At 64.0% G+C, this 20352-nt stretch carries 22 protein-coding genes; 14 read left to right on the top strand and 8 right to left on the bottom strand.

The window, feature by feature from the left end:
• The first annotated feature begins 23 nt into the window (after nt 1-23).
• Complete coding sequence (locus WC704_RS04460; RefSeq protein ID WP_372888792.1) at nt 24-2834, top strand: M16 family metallopeptidase; 2811 nt, start codon at nt 24-26, stop codon at nt 2832-2834.
• Nucleotides 2835-2857: 23 nt separating this feature from the next.
• Nucleotides 2858-3160: a hypothetical protein gene (locus WC704_RS04455; protein ID WP_372888791.1), complete on the top strand. Its 303-nt coding sequence runs from the start codon at nt 2858-2860 to the stop codon at nt 3158-3160.
• A gap of 69 nt (nt 3161-3229) precedes the next feature.
• On the opposite strand, the gene WC704_RS04450 is transcribed toward WC704_RS04455, so the two are convergent.
• Both WC704_RS04450 and purE read right to left on the bottom strand, forming a co-directional pair.
• Entirely contained in the window at nt 3230-4297 is a 1068-nt protein-coding gene (locus WC704_RS04450) for a 5-(carboxyamino)imidazole ribonucleotide synthase (RefSeq protein WP_372888790.1), read from the bottom strand.
• 219 nt (nt 4298-4516) lie between these two features.
• Nucleotides 4517-5020 (bottom strand): 5-(carboxyamino)imidazole ribonucleotide mutase, encoded by a 504-nt coding sequence (gene purE / locus WC704_RS04445; protein ID WP_372888789.1) that lies wholly within the window; start codon nt 5018-5020, stop codon nt 4517-4519.
• Between the two features lie 117 nt (nt 5021-5137).
• Here purE and WC704_RS04440 point away from each other — a divergent pair, with 117 nt between their 5' ends.
• Complete coding sequence (locus WC704_RS04440) at nt 5138-5776, top strand: hypothetical protein (RefSeq protein WP_372888788.1); 639 nt, start codon at nt 5138-5140, stop codon at nt 5774-5776.
• A 15-nt stretch (nt 5777-5791) separates the two neighbouring features.
• Here the strand turns inward: WC704_RS04440 and gpmA are convergent, their stop codons facing one another.
• The 4 genes from gpmA to WC704_RS04420 all read right to left on the bottom strand — a co-directional run bounded on the left by gpmA (nt 5792) and on the right by WC704_RS04420 (nt 9885).
• The gene (gene gpmA, locus WC704_RS04435; protein WP_372888787.1) at nt 5792-6478 is read right to left on the bottom strand and encodes a 2,3-diphosphoglycerate-dependent phosphoglycerate mutase; all 687 of its coding nucleotides are present in this window, start codon (nt 6476-6478) and stop codon (nt 5792-5794) included.
• A gap of 280 nt (nt 6479-6758) precedes the next feature.
• Entirely contained in the window at nt 6759-7922 is a 1164-nt protein-coding gene (locus tag WC704_RS04430) for an AAA family ATPase (RefSeq protein ID WP_372888786.1), read from the bottom strand.
• Between the two features lie 224 nt (nt 7923-8146).
• Nucleotides 8147-9265 carry a M14-type cytosolic carboxypeptidase gene (locus WC704_RS04425; RefSeq protein ID WP_372888785.1) on the bottom strand — a complete coding sequence of 373 codons (1119 nt, stop codon included), beginning with the start codon at nt 9263-9265 and terminating at the stop codon, nt 8147-8149.
• Entirely contained in the window at nt 9262-9885 is a 624-nt protein-coding gene (locus WC704_RS04420) for a DUF4136 domain-containing protein (RefSeq protein ID WP_372888784.1), read from the bottom strand. Before WC704_RS04420 ends, WC704_RS04425 begins: the two co-directional genes overlap by 4 nt.
• A gap of 189 nt (nt 9886-10074) precedes the next feature.
• Here WC704_RS04420 and ykgO point away from each other — a divergent pair, with 189 nt between their 5' ends.
• Both ykgO and WC704_RS04410 read left to right on the top strand, forming a co-directional pair.
• A complete protein-coding gene (gene ykgO / locus WC704_RS04415; RefSeq protein WP_004210176.1) occupies nt 10075-10200 on the top strand; it encodes a type B 50S ribosomal protein L36 in 126 nt (41 codons plus the stop codon).
• 9 nt (nt 10201-10209) lie between these two features.
• Entirely contained in the window at nt 10210-10827 is a 618-nt protein-coding gene (locus tag WC704_RS04410; RefSeq protein ID WP_372888783.1) for an HAD family hydrolase, read from the top strand.
• Nucleotides 10828-10893: 66 nt separating this feature from the next.
• Here the strand turns inward: WC704_RS04410 and pyk are convergent, their stop codons facing one another.
• The gene (gene pyk / locus WC704_RS04405; protein WP_372888782.1) at nt 10894-12348 is read right to left on the bottom strand and encodes a pyruvate kinase; all 1455 of its coding nucleotides are present in this window, start codon (nt 12346-12348) and stop codon (nt 10894-10896) included.
• Nucleotides 12349-12431: 83 nt separating this feature from the next.
• Between pyk and WC704_RS04400 the strand changes: the two genes are divergently transcribed.
• Complete coding sequence (locus WC704_RS04400; protein WP_372888781.1) at nt 12432-12725, top strand: DUF1244 domain-containing protein; 294 nt, start codon at nt 12432-12434, stop codon at nt 12723-12725.
• 63 nt (nt 12726-12788) lie between these two features.
• Entirely contained in the window at nt 12789-13028 is a 240-nt protein-coding gene (locus WC704_RS04395) for a DUF2312 domain-containing protein (protein WP_372888780.1), read from the top strand.
• Between the two features lie 2 nt (nt 13029-13030).
• On the opposite strand, the gene WC704_RS04390 is transcribed toward WC704_RS04395, so the two are convergent.
• Entirely contained in the window at nt 13031-13660 is a 630-nt protein-coding gene (locus WC704_RS04390; RefSeq protein WP_372888779.1) for a hypothetical protein, read from the bottom strand.
• Nucleotides 13661-13752: 92 nt separating this feature from the next.
• On the opposite strand from WC704_RS04390, the gene WC704_RS04385 reads away from it, so the two are divergent.
• The 7 genes from WC704_RS04385 (at nt 13753) to ptsP (ending at nt 20342) form a co-directional block, all read left to right on the top strand.
• A complete protein-coding gene (locus WC704_RS04385; RefSeq protein ID WP_372888778.1) occupies nt 13753-14496 on the top strand; it encodes a YebC/PmpR family DNA-binding transcriptional regulator in 744 nt (247 codons plus the stop codon).
• Between the two features lie 280 nt (nt 14497-14776).
• A complete protein-coding gene (gene ruvC, locus WC704_RS04380; protein ID WP_372888777.1) occupies nt 14777-15262 on the top strand; it encodes a crossover junction endodeoxyribonuclease RuvC in 486 nt (161 codons plus the stop codon).
• Nucleotides 15263-15479: 217 nt separating this feature from the next.
• The gene (gene ruvA / locus WC704_RS04375; protein ID WP_372888776.1) at nt 15480-16073 is read left to right on the top strand and encodes a Holliday junction branch migration protein RuvA; all 594 of its coding nucleotides are present in this window, start codon (nt 15480-15482) and stop codon (nt 16071-16073) included.
• Complete coding sequence (locus tag WC704_RS04370; protein WP_372888775.1) at nt 16070-16366, top strand: type II toxin-antitoxin system ParD family antitoxin; 297 nt, start codon at nt 16070-16072, stop codon at nt 16364-16366. The genes ruvA and WC704_RS04370 overlap by 4 nt, the downstream gene beginning before the upstream one ends.
• On the top strand, nt 16359-16661 hold the full coding sequence (locus WC704_RS04365) for a type II toxin-antitoxin system RelE/ParE family toxin (RefSeq protein WP_372888774.1): 303 nt from the start codon (nt 16359-16361) through the stop codon (nt 16659-16661). Before WC704_RS04370 ends, WC704_RS04365 begins: the two co-directional genes overlap by 8 nt.
• Nucleotides 16662-16826: 165 nt before the next feature.
• The gene (gene ruvB, locus WC704_RS04360) at nt 16827-17849 is read left to right on the top strand and encodes a Holliday junction branch migration DNA helicase RuvB (RefSeq protein ID WP_372888773.1); all 1023 of its coding nucleotides are present in this window, start codon (nt 16827-16829) and stop codon (nt 17847-17849) included.
• Nucleotides 17850-18074: 225 nt separating this feature from the next.
• Nucleotides 18075-20342 (top strand): phosphoenolpyruvate--protein phosphotransferase, encoded by a 2268-nt coding sequence (gene ptsP / locus WC704_RS04355; protein ID WP_372888772.1) that lies wholly within the window; start codon nt 18075-18077, stop codon nt 20340-20342.
• Nucleotides 20343-20352: the final 10 nt, after the last annotated feature.

Below are 20352 nucleotides of genomic sequence, written 5' to 3'. Positions count from 1 at the left end.
ATATATCTCCAGGGGAAACATCGATGACCGTAAAGCTGTTCGCGCTGTGTGGCGTGGCCCTTTCAACGCTTGCGATGCCCGCCATCGCGCAGACCGTGCCCGCGCCTGCGCCGGTGGCGGCCTTGGTCAAGCAGGTCGATATTCCCTATAGCGAGTTCCGCCTCGCCAACGGTTTGCGCGTGATCGTCAACACCGATCACAAGGCCCCCGTTGTGGCGATCAGCGTGTGGTACAATGTCGGCTCGAAGTTCGAACCCCGGGGCAAGACCGGCTTTGCGCATTTGTTCGAGCATCTGATGTTCAACGGCTCCGAAAATGCGCCCAAGGATTATTTCACCTATACCAAGGCGATTGGCGCGACCGCGCTCAACGGCACGACCTATTTCGATCGCACCAATTATTTCGAAACGGTGCCGGTCGCAGCACTCGATCGCGCGCTGTTCCTCGAGAGCGACCGCATGGGCTATCTGCTCGGCGCGCTGACCCCGGCAGTGGTCGATGAACAACGCGGCGTTGTGCAGAATGAAAAGCGGCAGGGCGATAATCAACCCTTTGGTCTGGTGAAGTACAAGCAGACCGAGACGCTGTTCCCCGCCACGCACCCTTATGGCCACACTACCATCGGATCGATGACCGATCTCGATTCGGCGAGCGTCGAGGACGTGAAGAACTGGTTCCGTGGCCATTACGGCCCCAATAATGCGGTGCTGGTGCTTTCGGGCGATATCGATGCCGCCAAGGCAAAGGTGCTGGTCGAGAAGTATTTCGGCGCGATCCCCAAGGGGCCCGAGAGCGTCGTCCCCGCCGCCGCCGTGCCAAGCCTAGCCGCACCCAAGGTCGAGACGATCAAGGACCGCGTTGCCACCACCCGTATCTATCGCATGTGGGCGGTGCCGGGCATCAACAACCCGGAATCGGTCTCGCTCGACGTGACCGCCGGGGTGCTCGGTGGCCTCGCCAGCAGCCGCCTCGACAATGCGCTGGTGCGCAAGGAAAAACTCGCCGTGCGCGTCTCGGCGAACAATGAGAGTTTCGCGCAGGTCGGCATGTTCGTGGTCAGCGCAGACGTGCGCCCCGGCATCGACCCCGCGCTCGTCGCCAAGCGGCTCGACGAGATCATCGCCGATGTCATCGCCAACGGCCCGACCGCCGATGAAGTACAGCGCGTTGCGACACGCGACGCGGCGGCGCGCATCGCCGGGCTCGAATCGACCGGTGGTTTCGGCGGCAAGGCGGTCGCGCTCGCCGAGGGCGCGTTGTACCAGAACGACCCCGGCTTCTATAAAAAGCAACTCGCCGAACTCGCCGCGCAGACACCCGCGCAAGTCAGGGCGGCAAGCGCCAAATGGCTGACGCGTCCGGTCTATGCGTTGACGGTCGTGCCCGGCGCGCGCGATGCCTATGTCGAGGCGACCCCGCCCGCCAAGGTCGCTGCCGCGCCCGAGCAACCCGTCCAGGGCACGCGTGGCGCGCTGCCGCCGGTTGGCACGTTGGCGAACCTGGATTTCCCCAAGGTTGCGCATACCAAGCTCAAGAACGGCATCGAACTCGTCTATGCCTATCGCAACGCCGTGCCGATTACGCAGGCGTCGATCAGCTTTGATGCAGGCGTCGCCGCCGACGTGCCGGGCAAGCTCGGCACGCAGGCGCTGACGCTCGACATGCTCGACGAGGGCACGCTCACGCGCGATTCGATCGCAATTGCCGAGGCGAAGGAACGGCTGGGCGCAAACATCACCAGCGGGTCTGGGTCCGACCGCACGGTCGTGGGGATGTTCACGCCGAGCGCCAACCTTGCCGCCTCGACCGAATTGCTGGCCGATATCGTGCGGCATCCCAAATTCGACCCGGCCGAAGTGGCGCGGCTCAAGAACCAGCAGCTTTCGCGAATCGCGGCGGAGTTGACCAACCCGCAAGGCCTTGCGCAGCGCGTGCTGCCCAAGCTCGCTTATGGTGCCGCGTCGCCTTATGCGAAGGGGATTGGCAGCGGCGATGGCAAGGCGGTGGCGGCGCTGACGCGTGATGATCTGATCGCGTTCCAGCAAGCTTGGCTGCGCCCCGACAAGGCCAAAATCTTCGTCGTCAGCGATCGTCCGCTGGCCGAGGTGAAGGCGGCATTCGATGCGCGCTTTGGCGACTGGACACCAACCGGCCCCGCCGGGATCAAGGATTTCAACGTCAAGACCGAGCCGTCGGCATCCAAAATCGTGCTGATCGACCGGCCCGATTCGCCGCAATCCTTCATCATCGCGGCGATTCCCACGACGCTGGTCGGCACTGACGATCTGCTGCCGGTGATTACTGCGAACGACTCGCTCGGCGGTGATTTCCTGTCGCGCGTCAATCTTGATCTGCGCGAGGCGCGGCATTGGTCATATGGCGTCAACGGGTCGTTCCGCCGCGCCCAACACGACACGCCCTATCTGCTCGGCACGGGCGTACAGGCCGACAAGACCGGCGAATCGATCAAGTCGCTCCAGGCCGATTTTACCGACTTCCTGACGACCAAGGGCATCACCAAGGAAGAGTTCGATCGTACCATTACCGATGCGATCAGCTCGCTGCCGGGCAATTTCGAGACATCGGGTGCGGTGCTCGGCGCGTTGCAACAAAACGACCTGTATCGCCGTCCCGACGATTATTACGCGACGCTGCCGCAAAAATATCGCGCGATGACCATAGCCGAACTTGACGCTGCGGCACGCAAGGCAATCGACCCGGCCAAGACCATCTGGATCGTCGTCGGCGACGCGTCGAAGGTCCGTGCCCAGCTTGACAGCCTTGGGTTGCCGGTTGAGGTGGTGAGCGCGGCATCTGTGGCGGATGTACGCTGAAGATTCTTGTCAGGAGAGAGACAATGGCTGCAATCGACGGAACCTGGGATACCATCGTCAAGTCGCCGCTGGGCGACCAGAAGGCCGTGCTGACGGTCAAGACCGACGGCGCGAGCTGGACGGGCTCGCAAGTCGGTGCGCAGGGCAGCGCTGAAATCACCGACGGCATTGTCGATGGCGAGACGATCAAGTGGACGATGTCGATCGTCGTGCCGATGCCGATGACGCTGACCTGCGAAGCGACCGCTTCGGGTGACACGCTCACCGGTTCGGTCGGTGCAGGCGCGTTCGGCAGCTTCCCGATGACGGGCACGCGCGCGGCCTGAGCCGTTCGATTACGGATACGAAAGCGGCTCGCGTTCCGGATGGAGCGCGGGCCGTTTTTTATGGGGCGTTTAGCGCCCCAGCCGCGTCACATGCCCCATCTTGCGGCCGGGTCGCGTTTCCTTGCCATACAGGTGCAGGTGCGCGCCGGGCTCGGCAAGGATCTCTGCCCAGCGGTCGGCGTCATGGCCGATCAGATTTTCCATCGCCACGGTGGGCGCGGTGAGGCCGGTGTCCCCCAGCGGCAGCCCGCAAATCGCGCGGATATGGTTCTCGAATTGCGAACAGACCGCGCCTTCGATCGTCCAATGCCCCGAATTGTGGACGCGCGGGGCCATTTCGTTGAACACCGGGCCATCGATCCCCGCGAAGAACTCGCACGCCAGCACCCCGACATAACCGAGCTGGTCGGCGATCCGCCCGGCGAGCGCGGCGGCTTCGCCCCATTGTGCCGCAACCTCTGTCGGGGCGGGCAGGGTGGATCGCGCCAGCACGCCGTCCTTGTGCTCGTTCCACGGCGGTGGATAGCTGACCATTTGTCCATCGCCGCGCCGCACCAGCAGGATCGAAAATTCATGGGCAAAGGTGACGAAGCCTTCGAGAATGGCGGGGCGTCGACCGATCGCTTCCCACGCCGCCGCGATGTCGGCGGGCGAGGTGATGCGCATCTGGCCCTTGCCGTCATAGCCCATGCGCAGTGTTTTCAGGATCGCGGGCGTGCCGATCGCGGCCACCGCCGCCTGCAGCTCGGCGAGCGTCTCGACCTTGGCCCAGGGCGCGGTGCGCCCGCCAATGTCGCGGACAAAGGCTTTTTCGACCGCGCGATCCTGCGCGATGCCAAGTGCTGCGGGGGCGGGGTGGACGGGCACCTTGCCCGCCAGATACTCGACCGGATCGAGCGCGATATTCTCGAACTCATAGGTGACGACATCGGCGGCGGCGGCAAATTCATCGAGCACGATGCGGCTGTGATAATCGGCGCGGGTGAAGCTGGACGCGGTCTGCGCCGCCACCGCTTCCTCATCGGGGGCGAGGATGTGCGTGTGATAGCCAAGCTGTGCCGCCGCCACCGCGAGCATCCGCCCGAGCTGGCCGCCGCCGAGAATGCCGATCGTCGAGCCGGGGGGAAGGGGGGTCATGCTGGTCCGTCCGCTTGGTGAAGAGAAAATCGACTGCGTTTTCTCCCCTCCCTGAAAGGGAGGGGCGGGGGTGGGTTGGCCGATGGCGAACGTCACGCCCGACTACGGGCCGACCCACCCCCAGCCCAGTGTTGGGTCGGTCATGCCCCCGGCATGACCTGAACAGCGCGGGGCGCTGTTCACCCAACACTCTTCCAGGGAGGGGAGACAACCTTGATCTCACGCCGGATCGGTCGCCACGCTCTCGGTCTGCCGCGCGCGCCAGGTCTGCAGCCGTTCGCTCAAGGCGGCGTCGGACAGCGCCAGGATCGCCACCGCCAGCAGCGCCGCGTTCTTGGCCCCGGCCTTGCCGATCGCGAGCGTCCCCACCGGAATGCCCGCTGGCATCTGGACGATCGAATAAAGGCTGTCGACGCCCTTCAGCGTCTTGCTTTCCACCGGCACGCCCAGCACCGGCAGATGCGTCAGCGCCGCCGCCATGCCCGGTAGATGCGCCGCACCGCCCGCGCCCGCGATAATCACCTTGAGGCCGCGCGCAGCCGCGCTTCCGGCATAATCATACAGACGTTGCGGGGTGCGGTGCGCCGACACCACCTTGCTTTCATACGCCACCCCCAATTCGGCGAGCAGCTCGGCGGCATGGTGCATCGTCTCCCAATCGGAGGTGCTTCCCATGATGATGCCGACGACAGGGCGCGCAGCGGGGGTTTCGGGCGTGGCCATCCCCTCGGACTAGCGGCCCGCGCTGGGCAGGGCAACTCTCGCAGACGGTCCGTCGCGGAACTTGTTCGTCTCGGCGGGGGTTGGGGGCGTGTGAATCAGCCCCCAAGGAGAAATTCAATGAACCGCAAGACTCAAGCGTCGATCGCCGCCCTTGCCGCGGTGCTCGCTTTCTCCGCGCCTGCCTTTGCCGCAGGCAAGCACGAACGCGCCAAGGCCGCCATTGCCGAAGCGCGCGCCAAGATCGATGCGTCGGCCAAGGTCGGTGCTACCGCAGAAACCCCGCGGCTTCAGGCTGAAGCGCAGGCCGCCTTGCGCACCGCGCAGGAAGACCTCGCCAACGGCAAGAAGGATGACGCGATCGCCGCCGCGCATCACGCAAGTCAGCTCGCCGACACTGCGTTGGGTGAAGCGCAGCGCGCACGCACGCAGAATGCCCGCGCCGTGACCGAAAATGCGCGCGATGCCGCCGCCGATGCGCAAGCGCAGGCCGCCGCCGCCAATGCCCGCGCCAACGCCGCCGAACAGGCTGCAGCCTCCGCATCGGCCGATGCCGCCGCCGCGCGCGCCACGCCCGTGGTGATCGCCGCCCCCGCCCCCGCGCCAACGATGACGGTCACCACCGAAACCATCAAGACCGCGACCCCGGCCCCCATTGCGAAGCACAAGGTGGTGCGCAAGACCGTGCGCCACACCACCAAGCGCCCCGCGCCGCGCGTGACCGAGAAGACCACCACCACCGTCACCACCGGGCAGTAAGCCGGCGGCCCGCCGCTACCGCTCGTTCAGATAATAACGATCGGTGGCGGCAAGGCTGTCGTCCAATTGATAAACGATCGGCTGCCCGGTCGGGATTTCCAGCGTGGTGATCTCGTCATCGGGAATGCCCGACAGATGCTTCACCAACGCGCGCAGCGAATTGCCATGCGCCGAAATCAGCACGCGCTGCCCGGCGCGCAAAGCCGGCGCAATCCGCCCCTCCCAATAGGGCAGCACGCGCGCGATCGTGTCCTTCAGGCTTTCGGTTGCGGGCACGTCGATCCCGGCATAGCGACGGTCCTGCGACAGGTCATACGCGCTGCCCGGCGCCATTGGCGGCGGCGGTACGTCGAAGCTGCGGCGCCAGATATGCACTTGCGCATCGCCATATTCGGCGGCGGTCTCAGCCTTGTTGAGCCCGGTCAGCCCGCCATAGTGGCGCTCGTTCAGCCGCCAGTCCTTCTCGACCGGCAGCCACAGCCGCTGCATTTCCTCCAGCGCCAGGTTGAGCGTCTTGATCGCGCGCGTCTGCAGCGAGGTGAAGCAGGTGTCGAAATCGAGCCCCTTCTCCGCCATCAACCGCCCCGCCGCGCGCGCTTCCTCGGCTCCCTTGGCGGTCACATCGACATCCCACCAGCCGGTGAAGCGGTTCTCGAGGTTCCAGTCGGACTGGCCGTGGCGGATCAGGACGAGGCTAGGCATAAGGCGCGGTCTCCTTCCCCGGCATCAGGCCGGGCGCAATGCCCGCCGGGTATCCGCTCAAGGCGGCGCGATCAACAGGCGGGTTGGGGGGAGGGGGCTCAGCGGCGTTTCGTTTCCCGGCCCCCGGCGCTTCTCCGGCGAAGGGTGGAGCCCCGTCGCGCTGTCGGCTATCGCCTCATGTGTTGACATTGCTGATCGTGATCTCTCTCATCGATACTGTTATCAGCCGACTGGTCCGGGCACTCCGCGCATTCGATACCTTGAATCGTCGAGCACTGAATCAGCCTTGGCGTCGCATGAACTCAGCGAAGAGAGGGACGCTGAAATCAAGATATCCATGATCCGTGCTGTAGATCATGCCCTTGGTGATGATGCTGGATCGTGCGGGCCCCAAAGATTTCTGGGTTCGTTTCATCATATGTGCGATGTCTGCCATTGCATAGGGGCCATCCCCTAGTTCAGCCATCGCCTTTACGAATTGAACCTCTGCCTTGGTTAGGCGATCGATTCGTACCTTGAAGAATCCATCGTCTAGTAGCGTCAGCGTTTCTGCATAGGACTGTTCTGCATCGTCTAAAGTAATTTTCGGGCCTTCCGCATTGTTCCAAACAACTGATGCCCATTCCTGTAAAAAGAATGGATAGCCCTTTGTGCGATCGACAATAAGACGGAGAGCGTCGTCTGTGATGAAAGCGTCCTCCTCTATTATTGGTTTTTCGATCGCTTGGCTGGCTGATGCCGAATCTAAAGGACCTACTGGTGGGTATTGAAAGAGGCGTTCGGAGTACGACTTCGCTTCTCCTGCCAAACGGGCAATTTGTGGAAGGCCAGCACCAACCAGAATGACCGGCAGGCCCTCCTGGGACATTCGGTGCAATGAGACAATTAAAGCCGATAGATCGCCTTCGGATAGGTATTGTACTTCGTCAATCAGAAGAATCCAGCCGCGCCCGGCGGCTTGAGCTGCTTTTCCAATTAAAGTAAATAGGTCCGGTAAATCATACTGTAGATCGCCTGTGTCAGCCAGCCCGGGCTCCGGTTCGATGCCCATCTCCACGCCGGCTATCTCAATCTTAAAAATTGCTGCGAAATTTCGAAGCCCTCTTAAGCCACGTGTAGCGATCTGCTTTGCGGCTTCCACACCGGAAAGCGATCTCATGACTTTCTTCATTTCAGGGTAGATGAGCCGAGCGAGGCTTTCGTCTTCCGGAGATTCGACCCTCGAAACCAGGAGTCCGTCTTGCCCGGCATTGCGACCAATTTCGTTGAGAAGGACAGTTTTCCCGACCCCACGCAACCCGAGCAACATTATTGACCGCGCACTTCGTCCCTTAATCGCCCTCCCGCACGATATTTTCGCTAGCTCAAGGATGGCGTCTCGGCCTGCAAGTTCCGGCGGTCGGCTACCGGCTCCAGGTGCAAACGGGTTGCGGTACGGGTCCATTTCACCTCGCAGGAATTTTTCAATCTAACAAAACCTAGGGCAGTCTAGGGAAATTTGCTAGTTTTTGCTAGATATAACTAGTCGTGTGGTCTGAGCATTCAAGCGAGGGCGTAATATAACCCAGCGCATCCGGCTGCGCGACCGCCACTGACTCGCAGGCAAGGGCAAGGGCGAGTTTACCGCCTAAGGGAACCCGCCAGAGAAGCTCAACCGCCAAGCCCCCCTCAAATCCCGTCAATCATCCCCGCCAGCACCTCCAAACACGCATGGGCCAGCGCCTTCGACCTGGCACCCGACCAGCCGAACTCGGCATCGGCATTGGCGTCGTGGTCCTTGAACGGCATTTCCAGCGTCATCGACACCGCGCCAAAGCGCTCGGCCAATTGGTTGGTCGACATCGACAGGTTGGCGCGCCCGGGTGCGGCCTTTTCATAACCGCGCTCGGTCTGAAAATCGGGCGTGTGCGCCGCCAGCCGCGTGCCGAACGCATAGAATTTCGCGCCCAGCGCGTCACTCCAGGAGGGGATGCCCTCAAAGCCTGCCAGGAAATTGGCGGGGATCGCTTCGTCGCCATGCACGTCCATCGCAAAGGCAACGCCGGTCTCGTCCATTGCATTGCGGACGCAGAGCACTTCTGGGCTGCGTTCAGGCGTCGGCGTGTCCCATTCGCGGTTGAGGTTCACGCCCGCCGCATTGGTGCGCAAATGGCCGCGGAAGCTGCCATCGGGGTTCATATTGGGCACGCAGTGGAAGGTCGCCTTCTCCCGCAACGCCTGCGCGGTCGGGTTGGCCGGGTCGGTCAGCCATTCCAGCGCGCCTTCCATCCACCATTCGGCCATGCTCTCGCCGGGGTGCTGGCGGGCATAGAGCCACACATGCTTGGGGCCGGTGCCAAGCTCCAGGCAATCGATCGCGCGCCCGTCGAGCGACTGGCCAAGCTCGCGGTGGGTGACGCCGTCCGCAAGCGCAATCCGCGCGACCAGTGCATCATGCTGTTCCAGCGTATAGGGCTGAAAGTAAGCGAACCACACCAATTCGCTGCTGCCGGTCCATTCGAACTCCAGCACGCCTCCCACATAGCGCGTCGGGATCATCCGCCAATTCTGGCGGTCGGTGCTAGCGCGCACCTTGTAGCCGGGCCAGCCGAAGGGATAGGCCGATTGCCCGGCATTCAGGATGCGCAGGGTGAGCGTGCGCCCCTTGGCTCCTGCCACGCGGAAATGGAACCATTGGAAAAAATCGGACAGGTGGTCCTGCGCGATGGTGAGGTTGACCTGGTCGCCATCGATGGCGGCGACCAGGATGTTTCCGCTGTCGAAGGCGGCGTTGACGGTGATGCTCATTTCACCGTGATAGTGCGCCCGGATTCACCGGGGAAGCCCAGGAACAGCGCGCGCGCCAATTTCGTCGCGACCGGGCCGGTCTGCGCATCGGGGGCCTCGCCATCCGCGGTGTTCTGGGCATGGCCTTCCCAGATCACCGTGCCGTCGCTGCGGCGACGGATCTGCACGGCAAGATCGGTCAGCACGATGGTGCGGTAGCGCTGTTTGCCGATCGGGAAGGAAATCGACCCGCCGAGGCCAACGCCGCCGCCATAGCCGCCACCGCCGCCGCCGAGACCGATGCTCACCCCGCTACCGCCGCCATTGCGGGGTGGGGCGGGGCGGGTGGTGCGCGTGAAGCTGACGACGGCGGCATATTGCGGCGCGGCACCGCTCGCCGGCACGGTGAAGCCGTGGGTCAGGGCTTCGGTTTCCACCGCTGCGGCATAGGTTTTGTACTCAAGGCTGTCCTGATCGCGACCGGGCACCGCCTCGACCGTCAGCGTGCCTGTTTCCAGCGGCGCGCCGAGGTGGAACCGCGTCACTTCGACCGGGCCGCTCTTGCCGGTCGTCGTGCAGCCCGCCAGCGCGCCCGCCGCGACGATTGTCGCCGCGAATGCCAAACCCATAGTCCGCTTCATGCCAGTTTTCCTCGTACGCGCTTGTTGCAGGGGGTAACGCTTCGACCCGGTCCCCGTGTTCCGTTGTATCGAGGTTCCGGCGCGGTGTCCCGCATCTGTCTTGCGCGCTCTATACTTGACTTGGGTGCGCCCCGACCATATGCGCAGCCGCTCTTTTCCACATTCCAGAATTTGCAAAGCGAATCGATCATGAAGATCCGCAATTCCCTGAAGTCGCTCAAGGGCCGTCACCGCGATAACCGCGTGATCCGTCGTCGTGGGCGGACCTATGTCATCAACAAGACCAACCGTCGCTTCAAGGCACGCCAGGGCTGATCGTCCACCGTGGGTTCGGGCACGCGCGCCGTCATCTTCGATGTCGGCAATGTGCTGTTCCAATGGGATCGCCACGCGATCTATGAGCGCCTGATCGAGGACGATCGGGCGCTTCATACGTTCGTGGATGAGGTCGTCTCGCTCGACTGGCACGCCCAGCACGATCTCGGCATATCCTTCGCCGAGACGTCGGCGGAGCTGCGCGCGCGCTTTCCCGAACACGCCGCGCTGATCGACCTTTATGGTCCGCGCTTCAACGATTCGCTGCAGAATGAAGTGCCCGGTGTCGCGGCGATTCTCGAATCGCTGAGTGTAGCGGGCGTCCCGCTGTTCGCGATCACCAATTTCCACGATGGTTTTTTCGCGGCGTTCCGCGCGTCGCGCCCCGATGTGTTCGATCGCTTCCGCGACATCGTCGTGTCGGGCGAGGAAAAGCTCATCAAGCCCGACCCGGCGATCTACCACCTCGCGCTTGATCGCTTCGGCGTCGCGGCGGAGGACGCGGTGTTCATCGACGACAGCCTCGCCAATGTCGCGGCTGCCAAGGCGCTTGGCATTACCGGCTTGCTGTTCACCGATGCCGCGACCTTGCGCGCCGATCTCGTGAAGCTCGGCCTACCGGGCTGATTGCACGGCAACACGCGGTTCGCGTGTAACCTTGGCCCCCCGCCTTCGCGGGGGACCGGCCCAACGTTAAATATAGTCCTTCAGCTCATCACCGATGATCCGCACGACGTGCAGCACATTGGTCGATCCCGGCGTCTTGAACGGCACGCCCGCGATGATGATGACACGGTCGCCCGCCACCGCCAGCCCGTGCCGCAGCGCCATGCGCTTGGCCTTGGCCACCATTTCCTCGAACGATTCGACGTCCTTGGTGTGGACGGCATAGGCCCCCCAGAGCAGCCCGGCGCGACGCGCGGTTTCGAGGTTGGGGGTCAGCACCATCAACGGCACGCCCGGCCGCTCGCGCGCGACGCGGCGCGCGGTGGAGCCCGAGGCGGTGAAGCAGATGATCGCGGCGGCATCGACGGTGTGCGCGATGTTCTTGGCGGCTTCCGACAAGGCGTCGGCGGTGGTCGGGTCGGACCGGATTACCGTGAAGTGGATGCGCTCGCCATGCGTCGGGTCGCGTTCGACCGCCTCGCCGATCGCGTTCATCATCGCGACCGATTCGGTCGGCCACGCCCCCGCCGCGCTCTCCGCCGAGAGCATGATCGCGTCCGCCCCGTCATAGATGGCGGTGGCGACGTCGGACACTTCGGCGCGGGTGGGGGAGGGCGAGGTAATCATCGATTCGAGCATTTGCGTCGCCACCACCACCGGGCGCCCGAGGCGACGTGACACTTCGATGATGCGCTTCTGCAGTGGCGGCACGCTTTCAGGCGGCAATTCGACGCCGAGATCGCCGCGCGCGACCATCACGCCGTCGCACGCCTCGACGATTTCCTCGAGCCGGTCGATCGCCGAGGGCTTTTCGATCTTGGCGAGAAGGGCTGTCTTGCCGCCAATCAACTTGCGCGCCTCGGCCAGATCCTCGGGCCGCTGCACGAAACTCAAGGCGATCCAGTCGACCCCCTGGTCGACCGCAAAGGCGAGGTCGCTGCGGTCTTTCTCGGTCAGCGCCGCCATTGGCAGCACCACGTCGGGGACGTTCAGCCCCTTGCTGTTGGACAGCGCGCCCCCGACCACCACCTCGGTGACGATCGTGTCGGGGGTGTGGCTGGTGACGCGCAGCACCAATTTGCCGTCGTCGAGCAGCAGGCGCGCGCCGGGCTCGATCGCGGCGAAGATTTCCTTGTGCGGCAATTCGACCCGGGTCGCATCGCCGGGCGTCGTGTCGCGGTCGAGCGTGAAGGTCGCGCCCTTTTCGAGCGTGACGCGCCCGCCTTCGAATTTGCCGACGCGCAGCTTTGGCCCCTGCAGATCGGCAAGGATGGTCGATGGGCGGCGATATTGCTGCTCCAGCGCGCGGATCGCCTGGATCACCGCGACCTTCGATTGCTGGTCGCCGTGGCTCATATTGATGCGGAACGCGTCGGCGCCGGCTTCGAACAGCGCGGCGATCATTTCGGGGGTGCTGCTCGCGGGGCCGAGCGTCGCAAGGATGCGGACCTTACGCGAACGTGGGGCTATTGCCTGTATCATGTATTAATTCTCGCCCTGGGGATGGCTTGTGCGCGTGCTGCTCTAACCCCTATTTCGGGCCGATCAACCGTGGAGCGACGATAATGACCGATTTGGAGACTCTCGACGATGCTGTGGCGGCGGCGGCGTTCCGGCGGCTGGTGCGGCACCTGCGCCACCGCGACGACGCGCAAAACATTGATTTGATGGGGCTGGCCGGCTTCTGCCGCAATTGCCTGTCGGACTGGATCGAGGAAGCCGACGGCACGCTGACCAGGGATGCCGCGCGCGAGGTGATTTATGGGATGCCCTATGCGCAGTGGAAAGCCGAGCATCAGGGCGAGGCGACGCCCGAGCAGCTTGAGCGGATGCGCCAAAGCGTCGCGAAGAATGCGTGACGGCGGCCTTTCGCTGTCCTAAAGCGCCCGCCTTTCACTGATTCATATGCGGGGAACATTACCGTGAGCGACATCATCGCCGCCGACCAATTGCGCCTTCTGATCGAACGGATCGAACGCCTCGAAGAGGAAAAGAAGGGCATCGCCGACGACATCAAGGACGTGTACGGCGAAGCCAAATCAACCGGCTTCGACGTCAAGACCATGCGAGCCATTATTCGCCTGCGAAAGATGGAGAAGCATCATCGCGAAGAGGCGGAGATGATGATGGAAACCTACCTGGCCGCCCTTGGCATGAAATAGGACTATTGCTTCTGCTCCAGCGCGGCTTGATATGCCTCAATAGCATCCGGGTCGCCTGCGAGAAGTTGGTCGATAAAGGCTTTTGTTTCGACCAGAGCCAGATTGGTATTCGTCATGATATATTCGACGGTGGCCGCGAGCCAAGAAAGGCCCGAGGCGACGGCGTGCAACTCCTCATCGCTGACGTCCAAGTCGTTTTCGGGGCGTGGGTGCGTGATGCGGTTGCGGATCGAAACGGCGCGCCGAAAATTGGACCATCCTGTGCCAGTGAAATCTACGGCGAGTTCCGGGCAGATAATTTGAGTTTGGACAACGATTAACCGGACGGCGGTTGGTAATGGCACGCTTCGCGCTTGTGCAAGGAGCTTGCCGTTCTCAGTAACAACATAGGTCTGCTCGCTTAACGCGAAATCTGCCAAGGGTGATAGCTCGTCAAAATCTCGCAGGGCTTCCCGGACGTGTTCGCGTGCGAGCCATATCTCACCTTCGATGGCGGCCAGGCTTGCGCGGACTACGTCTCGGCGGGCGGTCTGTGTGTCGGCAAGGTTGAGGCGCTCGCGTGCCGCAATGACGTCCCCAATCAAGATCCTGATGAGGTGTATGGTGCGATTGCGCTCTTTTTCTTTCGACATATGATCGTCCCGTTACAAACCGTTGCGGATGGCAAGGGTTGCCGAACCGAACGACGACCGAGTATGGCGCGACATTCGCGATCGAGGACATAATGGCAGGCCATTCCAAATATAAGAACATCATGTACCGCAAGGGCGCGCAGGATAAGAAGCGCTCGGGCATGTTTTCCAAGCTCAGCCGCGAAATCACCGTGGCGGCCAAGATGGGCCTGCCCGATCCGGACATGAACCCGCGCCTGCGCATGGCGATCAACGCCGCCAAGGCGCAGTCGATGCCCAAGGACAATATTCAGCGCGCGGTCGACAAGGCATCGAAGGGCGATACCGAGAATTATGAGGAAATCCGCTATGAAGGCTTCGGCCCCGGCGGCGTTTCGCTCATTATCGAGGCGCTGACCGACAACCGCAACCGCACCGCCACCAACGTGCGCATCGGGATGACGCGCAACGGCGGCAACATGGGGGCGTCGGGCTCGGTCAGCCACGCATTCGACCGGATGGGGCTGATCAACTATCCGGCAAGTGCTGGCGATTCCGAAACCGTGTTCGAGGCCGCGCTCGAAGCCGGGGCGGAGGACGTGGCGTCGAGCGAGGACGGCCACGAGATCTGGACCGCGAGCGACCAGCTTCACGAAGTCGTTACAGCGCTTACCCCGGTGCTCGGCGAACCCGAGGGTGCCAAGCTCGCCTGGCGTCCGCAGACGATGGTGGAAGTCGGCGAGGAAGATGCCGAGACGCTGTTCAAGCTGATCGACGCGCTCGACGACGATGACGATGTGCAGACCGTGTGGGGCAATTACGAAGTGTCCGACGCGATTATGGAAAAGCTCGGATGACCGTCTTTCCCCTCCCGCTTGCGGGAGGGGCCAGGGGAGGGCATGGCTTGCCCGTGCTGAAACGCCCTCTCCTTACGTCATGCCGGGCTCGCCCCGGCATCCACCGTGCCGCTTATCCTGTGGCCGATGGTCTCGGCAATCAGTGGACCCCGGGACAAGCCCGGGGTGACGGCGCGCGCGTCGCAAGCGCCGCTTCTCCCCTTTCTTCTCCGCGCCTCCACGCCTCCGCGCGGACCAAACCTTGTTTCGCGCCTTCGCGCCTTCGCGCAGGCCCAAAACAATGCTGATCCTGGGTCTCGACCCAGGTCTCGGCATTACCGGCTGGGGTTTGATCCGCGCCGAGGGCAACCGGCTGAGCCATGTCGCCAATGGCAAGCTCAAGACCGACACCGCCGCCCCGCTCCCGCGCCGCCTCGCGCATCTCGACGCGATGCTGAGCGCATTGCTGATCGATCACGCGCCCGATGCGTGCGCGGTCGAGGAAGTGTTCGTCAACGCCAACCCGCAATCGACGCTGAAGCTCGGCCAGGCGCGCGGCGTGGTGTTGTGCGCGGGTGCGCGCGCCGGGCTGGAGGTCGGCGAATATGCCACGCGGCTCATCAAGAAAGCGGTAGTCGGCGTCGGGGGGGCTGAAAAGGTGCAGGTCCATGCGATGGTCGGCCGCTTGCTGCCCGGCGTGAAGATCGACGGGCCCGATGCGGCGGACGCGCTGGCGGTGGCGATCTGCCATGCGCACCATCTGGCGAGCGCGCGGCGCATCCCCTGATTGCGCTTCCCCCGATTTCGCTTTCCTACCCCGTCCTGTTCCGGTTACGTACCGGGCGTGCTCGTTCCTTTCGCCTCCCGCTCCGCACTGGCCCGGTCGCCGTCCGCCGCGCGCCCTGTAAAAACGTGCGGGGGAGCAAAAGAGGGGGACGTAGTGTGGACTTTGTGGACTTCCGCGTCGGCTTTGGCACCGCCCAGGCCATGAACGCGCCGTCGCGATGATCGCGCATCTCAAAGGCCGCCTGGATGCGACCGGGCTCGATCATGCCGTCGTCGATGTCGGCGGCGTCGGCTATCTCGTCGGCTGCTCGTCGCGCACGCTGAGCGCGATTGGCCCGGTCGGTGAGGCGGTGATGCTGCATACCGAGATGCTGGTCGCCGAGGATTTTATCCGCCTGGTCGGCTTCGCGACCGCGTCGGAGCGTGACTGGTTCCGCTTGTTGACCGGTGTGCAGGGCGTGGGCGCACGCGTCGCGCTGGCGATCCTGTCGGCGCTCGACCCCGCTGATCTGTCGCGCGCGATCGCCGCGCAGGACAAGGCGATGGTCGCCCGCGCCAATGGCGTGGGGCCAAAACTCGCCGAACGCATCGTGCGCGAATTGAAGGACAAGATCGGCGGCGTCGCCATCGGCAGCGCGGGGGTGACGGTCGCCCCGGTCGGTGCGGGCGCGGATGCGGTGTCGGCGCTGCTCAACCTCGGCTTCCGCCCCGCCGAAGCCAGCGGTGCCGTAGCGGCGGCGGAGGAGGAATTGGGCGGCGGTGCCACGCTCGATGCGCTGGTGCGGCTGGCCCTGCGCAAGGCGGCGAAGTGACCTCGCTGGACGCTGTCGGCGTGATGGACTATAACGAGAACATGGACCCGTTGAACCTGTCGCTGCCGACCGAGCTTCAAGCCTATGTCGATGCGCGCGTCGCTGCCGAGGGGTTTTCCGATTCCGCTGCGTTTCTTCGTGATTTGATCCGGCGCGACCAGGACGAACACGCCGCGGACGTTCGCCGGGTCCAGGCTTTGATCCAGGAAGGGATCGATTCAGGGATAGTGGACGCTGAGCCTGAAGACATTTTGGACGAGATCATCGCGGACCTTCATCGGCGGCATGGTTAGGCTTCGCGTCAGCGCGGGGGCGCGTCGCGACCTTGATCGGATCGGTGAAGTCGGGGTTCGTGACCACGGACTCGCCGCTTCTGCGGCATATGTTGAAGGTTTCCGACGCCTGTTTCGTCTTCTGCGCGAGCAGCCATTTGCGGGTCAGGAGCGGGTGGAACTCGGGCAAGGGGTGCGGTCCTTGTCATATCGTCCGCACCGCATCCTGTATCGGGTGGAGGGCGACACGGTCATCATCGACCGGATCATTCATCAAGCGCGCGACGTGGCACGAGCGTTGCGGGAGGACCAGTGACGTCGTGACTCGAAATAAACACATGAAAATTGGCCTCTTAATCTCGCTGTGCGTTGGCCTGCTCGTCGTCGGCACCCGTTATTTCATGAGCGACTACCTTAATGTTGATCGTTGTCTCGACGCTGGGGGTGCATGGCATGGGGTGACGTGCATCGGCGCTCGCCCATGACCGATAACCCCCTCCTCACCCCCGCCCGCACCGCCGAGGACGTCGACGCGGCACTTCGCCCGAAATCGCTCGACGATTTCGTCGGGCAGAAGGCGGCGCGAGAAAACCTCCGCATCTTCATCGCCGCCGCCCGCGCGCGCGGCGATGCGCTCGATCATGTGCTGTTCTTCGGGCCCCCCGGCCTTGGCAAGACCACGCTGGCGCAGATTGTCGCCCGCGAAATGGGCGTTGGATTCCGCGCCACCTCGGGCCCGGTAATCGCCAAATCGGGCGATCTCGCCGCCCTGCTCACCAATCTCGAAGATGGCGACGTGCTGTTCATCGACGAGATCCACCGGCTGCAACCGGCGGTCGAGGAAGTGCTCTACCCGGCTATGGAGGACCGCGCACTCGATTTGATGATCGGTGAGGGGCCAAGCGCGCGCAGCGTGCGGATCGATTTGCCGCGCTTCACGCTGATTGGCGCGACCACGCGGCAGGGCTTGCTGACCACCCCCTTGCGCGATCGTTTCGGTATTCCGGTGCGACTGTCTTTCTACACGGTCGAGGAATTGACCAGCGTGGTCACGCGTGCGGCGGGGCTGCTCGGCCTCGCCATTTCGTCCGATGGCGCGACCGAGGTGGCGCGCCGTTCGCGGGGAACGCCGCGCATCGCCGGGCGGCTGCTGCGGCGCGTGCGCGACTTTGCCCATGCGGCGGGGCACGATGTGGTCGATGCCCGCGCCGCCGACGCCGCGCTCAACCGGCTCGAAGTGGACCGGCTCGGGCTCGACGCGATGGACCGACGCTATCTGATGATGATCGCCGACATTTATCGCGGTGGTCCGGTCGGCGTCGAGACGCTTGCGGCGGGCTTGAGCGAACCGCGCGACACAATCGAGGAAGTGATCGAGCCGTATCTGATCCAGCTTGGGCTGGTGGCGCGGACGGCGCGTGGGCGCTGCCTCAATGCGGGGGGGTGGAAGCATCTCGGCCTCACCCCGCCCGAAGGCGCGCAGGAGAGTTTGTTCGATGTTTAGCACTCCCCTCCCGCACGCGAGTTCGAGGTCGGTCATGCCCCCGGCATGACCTGAACGATGCGGGGCATCGTTCACCTCGAACTGGGCTGGGGGAGGGCAGTGCGAAACCGCTGCGGTCCTTCCCAACCCCTCCCGCAAGCAGGAAGGGAATAAGAAAGCACACCCAAACAAAACTTGTGCGTCGCACGATAGCCAAGCCCCGCACCAATCTGTTAGCCCCGTCGCATGACCGCTGCTGCCTCCGCTCGCGAAATCCTCCGTCGTCTGCATGACGTGATGGCCTCGCGCACGCCCGCGCAGGCGAAGCTCAACGCCGTGGTCAACATTGTCGGCGAAGCGATGGCGAGCGAGGTGTGCTCGATCTACCTGCTGCGCGAGGGTGTGCTCGAACTTTACGCCACGCGCGGCCTGGCGCAGGAGGCGGTGCACGTCACCAAGCTCGCGCTCGGCGAGGGGTTGGTCGGCACGATCGCGCAAAATGTCGAAACGCTGAATTTGGACGAGGCGGCGAGCCACCCCGATTTCGTCCACAACCCCGAAACCGGCGAGGAGCGCTTCCGCAGCTTTGCCGGTGTGCCGATCATCCGGCGGGAACGCGCGGTGGGCGTGCTGTCGGTCCAGCATGTCGATCCGCGCAAATATGACGAGGTCGAGATCGAGGCCTTGCAAACCGTGGCGATGGTGCTGAGCGAACTCATCACCAATGCCGAACTGGTCGATGCCAGCGGGGCCGCGACGATGCGCCCGCAATCGACCGCGCCGATGCGCATTGCCGGCCTGAAGCTCGTCGATGGCATGGCGAGCGGTTATGCCGTGTTTCACCAGCCGCGCGTCCATGTCGAACATATCGTCGCCGAGGATACCGAGGCCGAGCGCCACCGCGTCTATGCCGCGTTCGACAAGATGCGCGAGCAGATCGAGCGGATCGCCGCGCAAGCCGAATTCGGCGTGGGCGGCGAGCATGAAGAGGTGCTCGAGACCTACAAAATGTTCGCCTATGACGAAGGCTGGGCGCGGCGCATCAACGAAGCGATCGATTCCGGGCTGACGGCGGAAGCCGCGATCGAGCGCGTGCAGCAACGCACACGGATGCGGATGCGCCAGATCGACGATCCCTTGCTGGCCGATCGGATGCACGATCTTGAGGATTTGTCCAACCGGCTGTTGCGAATCGTCTCGGGCCAGATGGGCACCGCCGCGCAAATGGGCTTGCGGCAGGACACCATCCTGATCGCGCGCAATTTGGGGCCAGCCGAATTGCTCGAATATGATAGGCGGCGGCTGAAAGGCGTGCTGCTCGAAGAAGGGTCGCTCACCGCGCACGTCACCATCGTCGCGCGGGCGATGGGGGTGCCGGTGCTTGGCCGCGTGCGCGACGTGCGGCGCTTGGTCGGCGAGGGCGATCTGCTCTTGCTCGATGTCACTGCGGGCAATGTCTTTGCGCGGCCATCGGCGGCGATGGAAGGGGCGTTCGAAGCCGCGCTCGAATTGCGGCAAAAGCGTCGCGCGGTGTTCGCCGCGCTCAAGAGCGAGGCACCCGTTACCAGGGACGGGCACCGGCTGGCGGTGTTGGTCAATGCGGGGCTGCGCGACGATGTGTCCGCGCTTGATGTGACGGGGGCCGACGGCATCGGGCTGTTTCGTACCGAATTCCAGTTCCTCGTCTCGGCCACCTTGCCCTCGCGCGAGCGCCAGCAGCGGCTGTACCGTGACGTGCTCGATGCGGCGGGCGATCGCCCGGTGGTGTTCCGCACGGTCGATATCGGTGGCGACAAGGCGCTGCCCTATCTCAACAAGGAAGATGCCGACGAGGAAAATCCGGCGATGGGCTGGCGCGCGCTGCGCCTGGCGCTGGAGCGCGGCGGGTTGATGAAGGTGCAGGCGCGCGCGCTGCTGGAGGCGGCGGCGGGGCGCACGCTCAACGTAATGTTTCCGATGGTGAGCGAGCCGTGGGAATTTGACGAAGCGCGCGCACTGTTCGAGGCGCAGCGCGACTGGCTCCGCACGCGTGGCAAGAAGCTGCCGACCGACATCCGCTATGGCGCGATGCTCGAAGTGCCGGCGCTGGCCGAACAGCTCGACTTGCTGCTGCCCAACATCTCCTTCCTATCGGTTGGCACCAACGATCTGACCCAATTTCTGTTTGCCGCCGATCGCGCCAATCCCAAGCTTGCCGAACGCTATGACTGGCTGAGCGCGGCGATCCTGCGCTTCCTGCTCAAACTGGTCGAACCGAGCCGCGCGGCGGGGGTACAGTTGACGGTTTGTGGTGAAATGGGCGGGCGTCCGCTTGAGGCGATGGCGTTGATCGGGCTCGGCATCGACCGGCTGTCGATCACTCCGGCGGCGGTCGGCCCGATCAAGGCGATGGTGCGCTCGCTCGATCGCGCCGGGTTGATGCGGCATATGACCGAGCTGTTGAAAGCACCGCCGCGCGACATGCGTGGTGCGCTTTTGGCCTGGGCGACCGAAAACGGCGTTGAACTGGCGTGATCGGGGGGCG

The sequence above is a fragment of the Sphingomonas sp. genome, assembly GCF_041661885.1.
Lineage (GTDB): Bacteria > Pseudomonadota > Alphaproteobacteria > Sphingomonadales > Sphingomonadaceae > Sphingomonas.
The sequence above is the reverse complement of the archived record's forward strand: the minus strand, read 5'-3'. Positions and strand labels throughout refer to the sequence as shown.

Coding starts and splice junctions, on each gene's coding strand:
- WC704_RS04460 (WP_372888792.1), top strand. CDS start 24: ATGACCGTAAAGCTGTTCGCGCTGTGTGGCGTGGCCCTTTCAACGCTT.
- WC704_RS04455 (WP_372888791.1), top strand. CDS start 2,858: ATGGCTGCAATCGACGGAACCTGGGATACCATCGTCAAGTCGCCGCTG.
- WC704_RS04450 (WP_372888790.1), bottom strand. CDS start 4,297: ATGACCCCCCTTCCCCCCGGCTCGACGATCGGCATTCTCGGCGGCGGC.
- purE (WP_372888789.1), bottom strand. CDS start 5,020: ATGGCCACGCCCGAAACCCCCGCTGCGCGCCCTGTCGTCGGCATCATC.
- WC704_RS04440 (WP_372888788.1), top strand. CDS start 5,138: ATGAACCGCAAGACTCAAGCGTCGATCGCCGCCCTTGCCGCGGTGCTC.
- gpmA (WP_372888787.1), bottom strand. CDS start 6,478: ATGCCTAGCCTCGTCCTGATCCGCCACGGCCAGTCCGACTGGAACCTC.
- WC704_RS04430 (WP_372888786.1), bottom strand. CDS start 7,922: ATGGACCCGTACCGCAACCCGTTTGCACCTGGAGCCGGTAGCCGACCG.
- WC704_RS04425 (WP_372888785.1), bottom strand. CDS start 9,265: ATGAGCATCACCGTCAACGCCGCCTTCGACAGCGGAAACATCCTGGTC.
- WC704_RS04420 (WP_372888784.1), bottom strand. CDS start 9,885: ATGAAGCGGACTATGGGTTTGGCATTCGCGGCGACAATCGTCGCGGCG.
- ykgO (WP_004210176.1), top strand. CDS start 10,075: ATGAAGATCCGCAATTCCCTGAAGTCGCTCAAGGGCCGTCACCGCGAT.
- pyk (WP_372888782.1), bottom strand. CDS start 12,348: ATGATACAGGCAATAGCCCCACGTTCGCGTAAGGTCCGCATCCTTGCG.
- WC704_RS04400 (WP_372888781.1), top strand. CDS start 12,432: ATGACCGATTTGGAGACTCTCGACGATGCTGTGGCGGCGGCGGCGTTC.
- WC704_RS04390 (WP_372888779.1), bottom strand. CDS start 13,660: ATGTCGAAAGAAAAAGAGCGCAATCGCACCATACACCTCATCAGGATC.
- WC704_RS04385 (WP_372888778.1), top strand. CDS start 13,753: ATGGCAGGCCATTCCAAATATAAGAACATCATGTACCGCAAGGGCGCG.
- ruvC (WP_372888777.1), top strand. CDS start 14,777: ATGCTGATCCTGGGTCTCGACCCAGGTCTCGGCATTACCGGCTGGGGT.
- ruvA (WP_372888776.1), top strand. CDS start 15,480: ATGATCGCGCATCTCAAAGGCCGCCTGGATGCGACCGGGCTCGATCAT.
- WC704_RS04365 (WP_372888774.1), top strand. CDS start 16,359: ATGGTTAGGCTTCGCGTCAGCGCGGGGGCGCGTCGCGACCTTGATCGG.
- ruvB (WP_372888773.1), top strand. CDS start 16,827: ATGACCGATAACCCCCTCCTCACCCCCGCCCGCACCGCCGAGGACGTC.
- ptsP (WP_372888772.1), top strand. CDS start 18,075: ATGACCGCTGCTGCCTCCGCTCGCGAAATCCTCCGTCGTCTGCATGAC.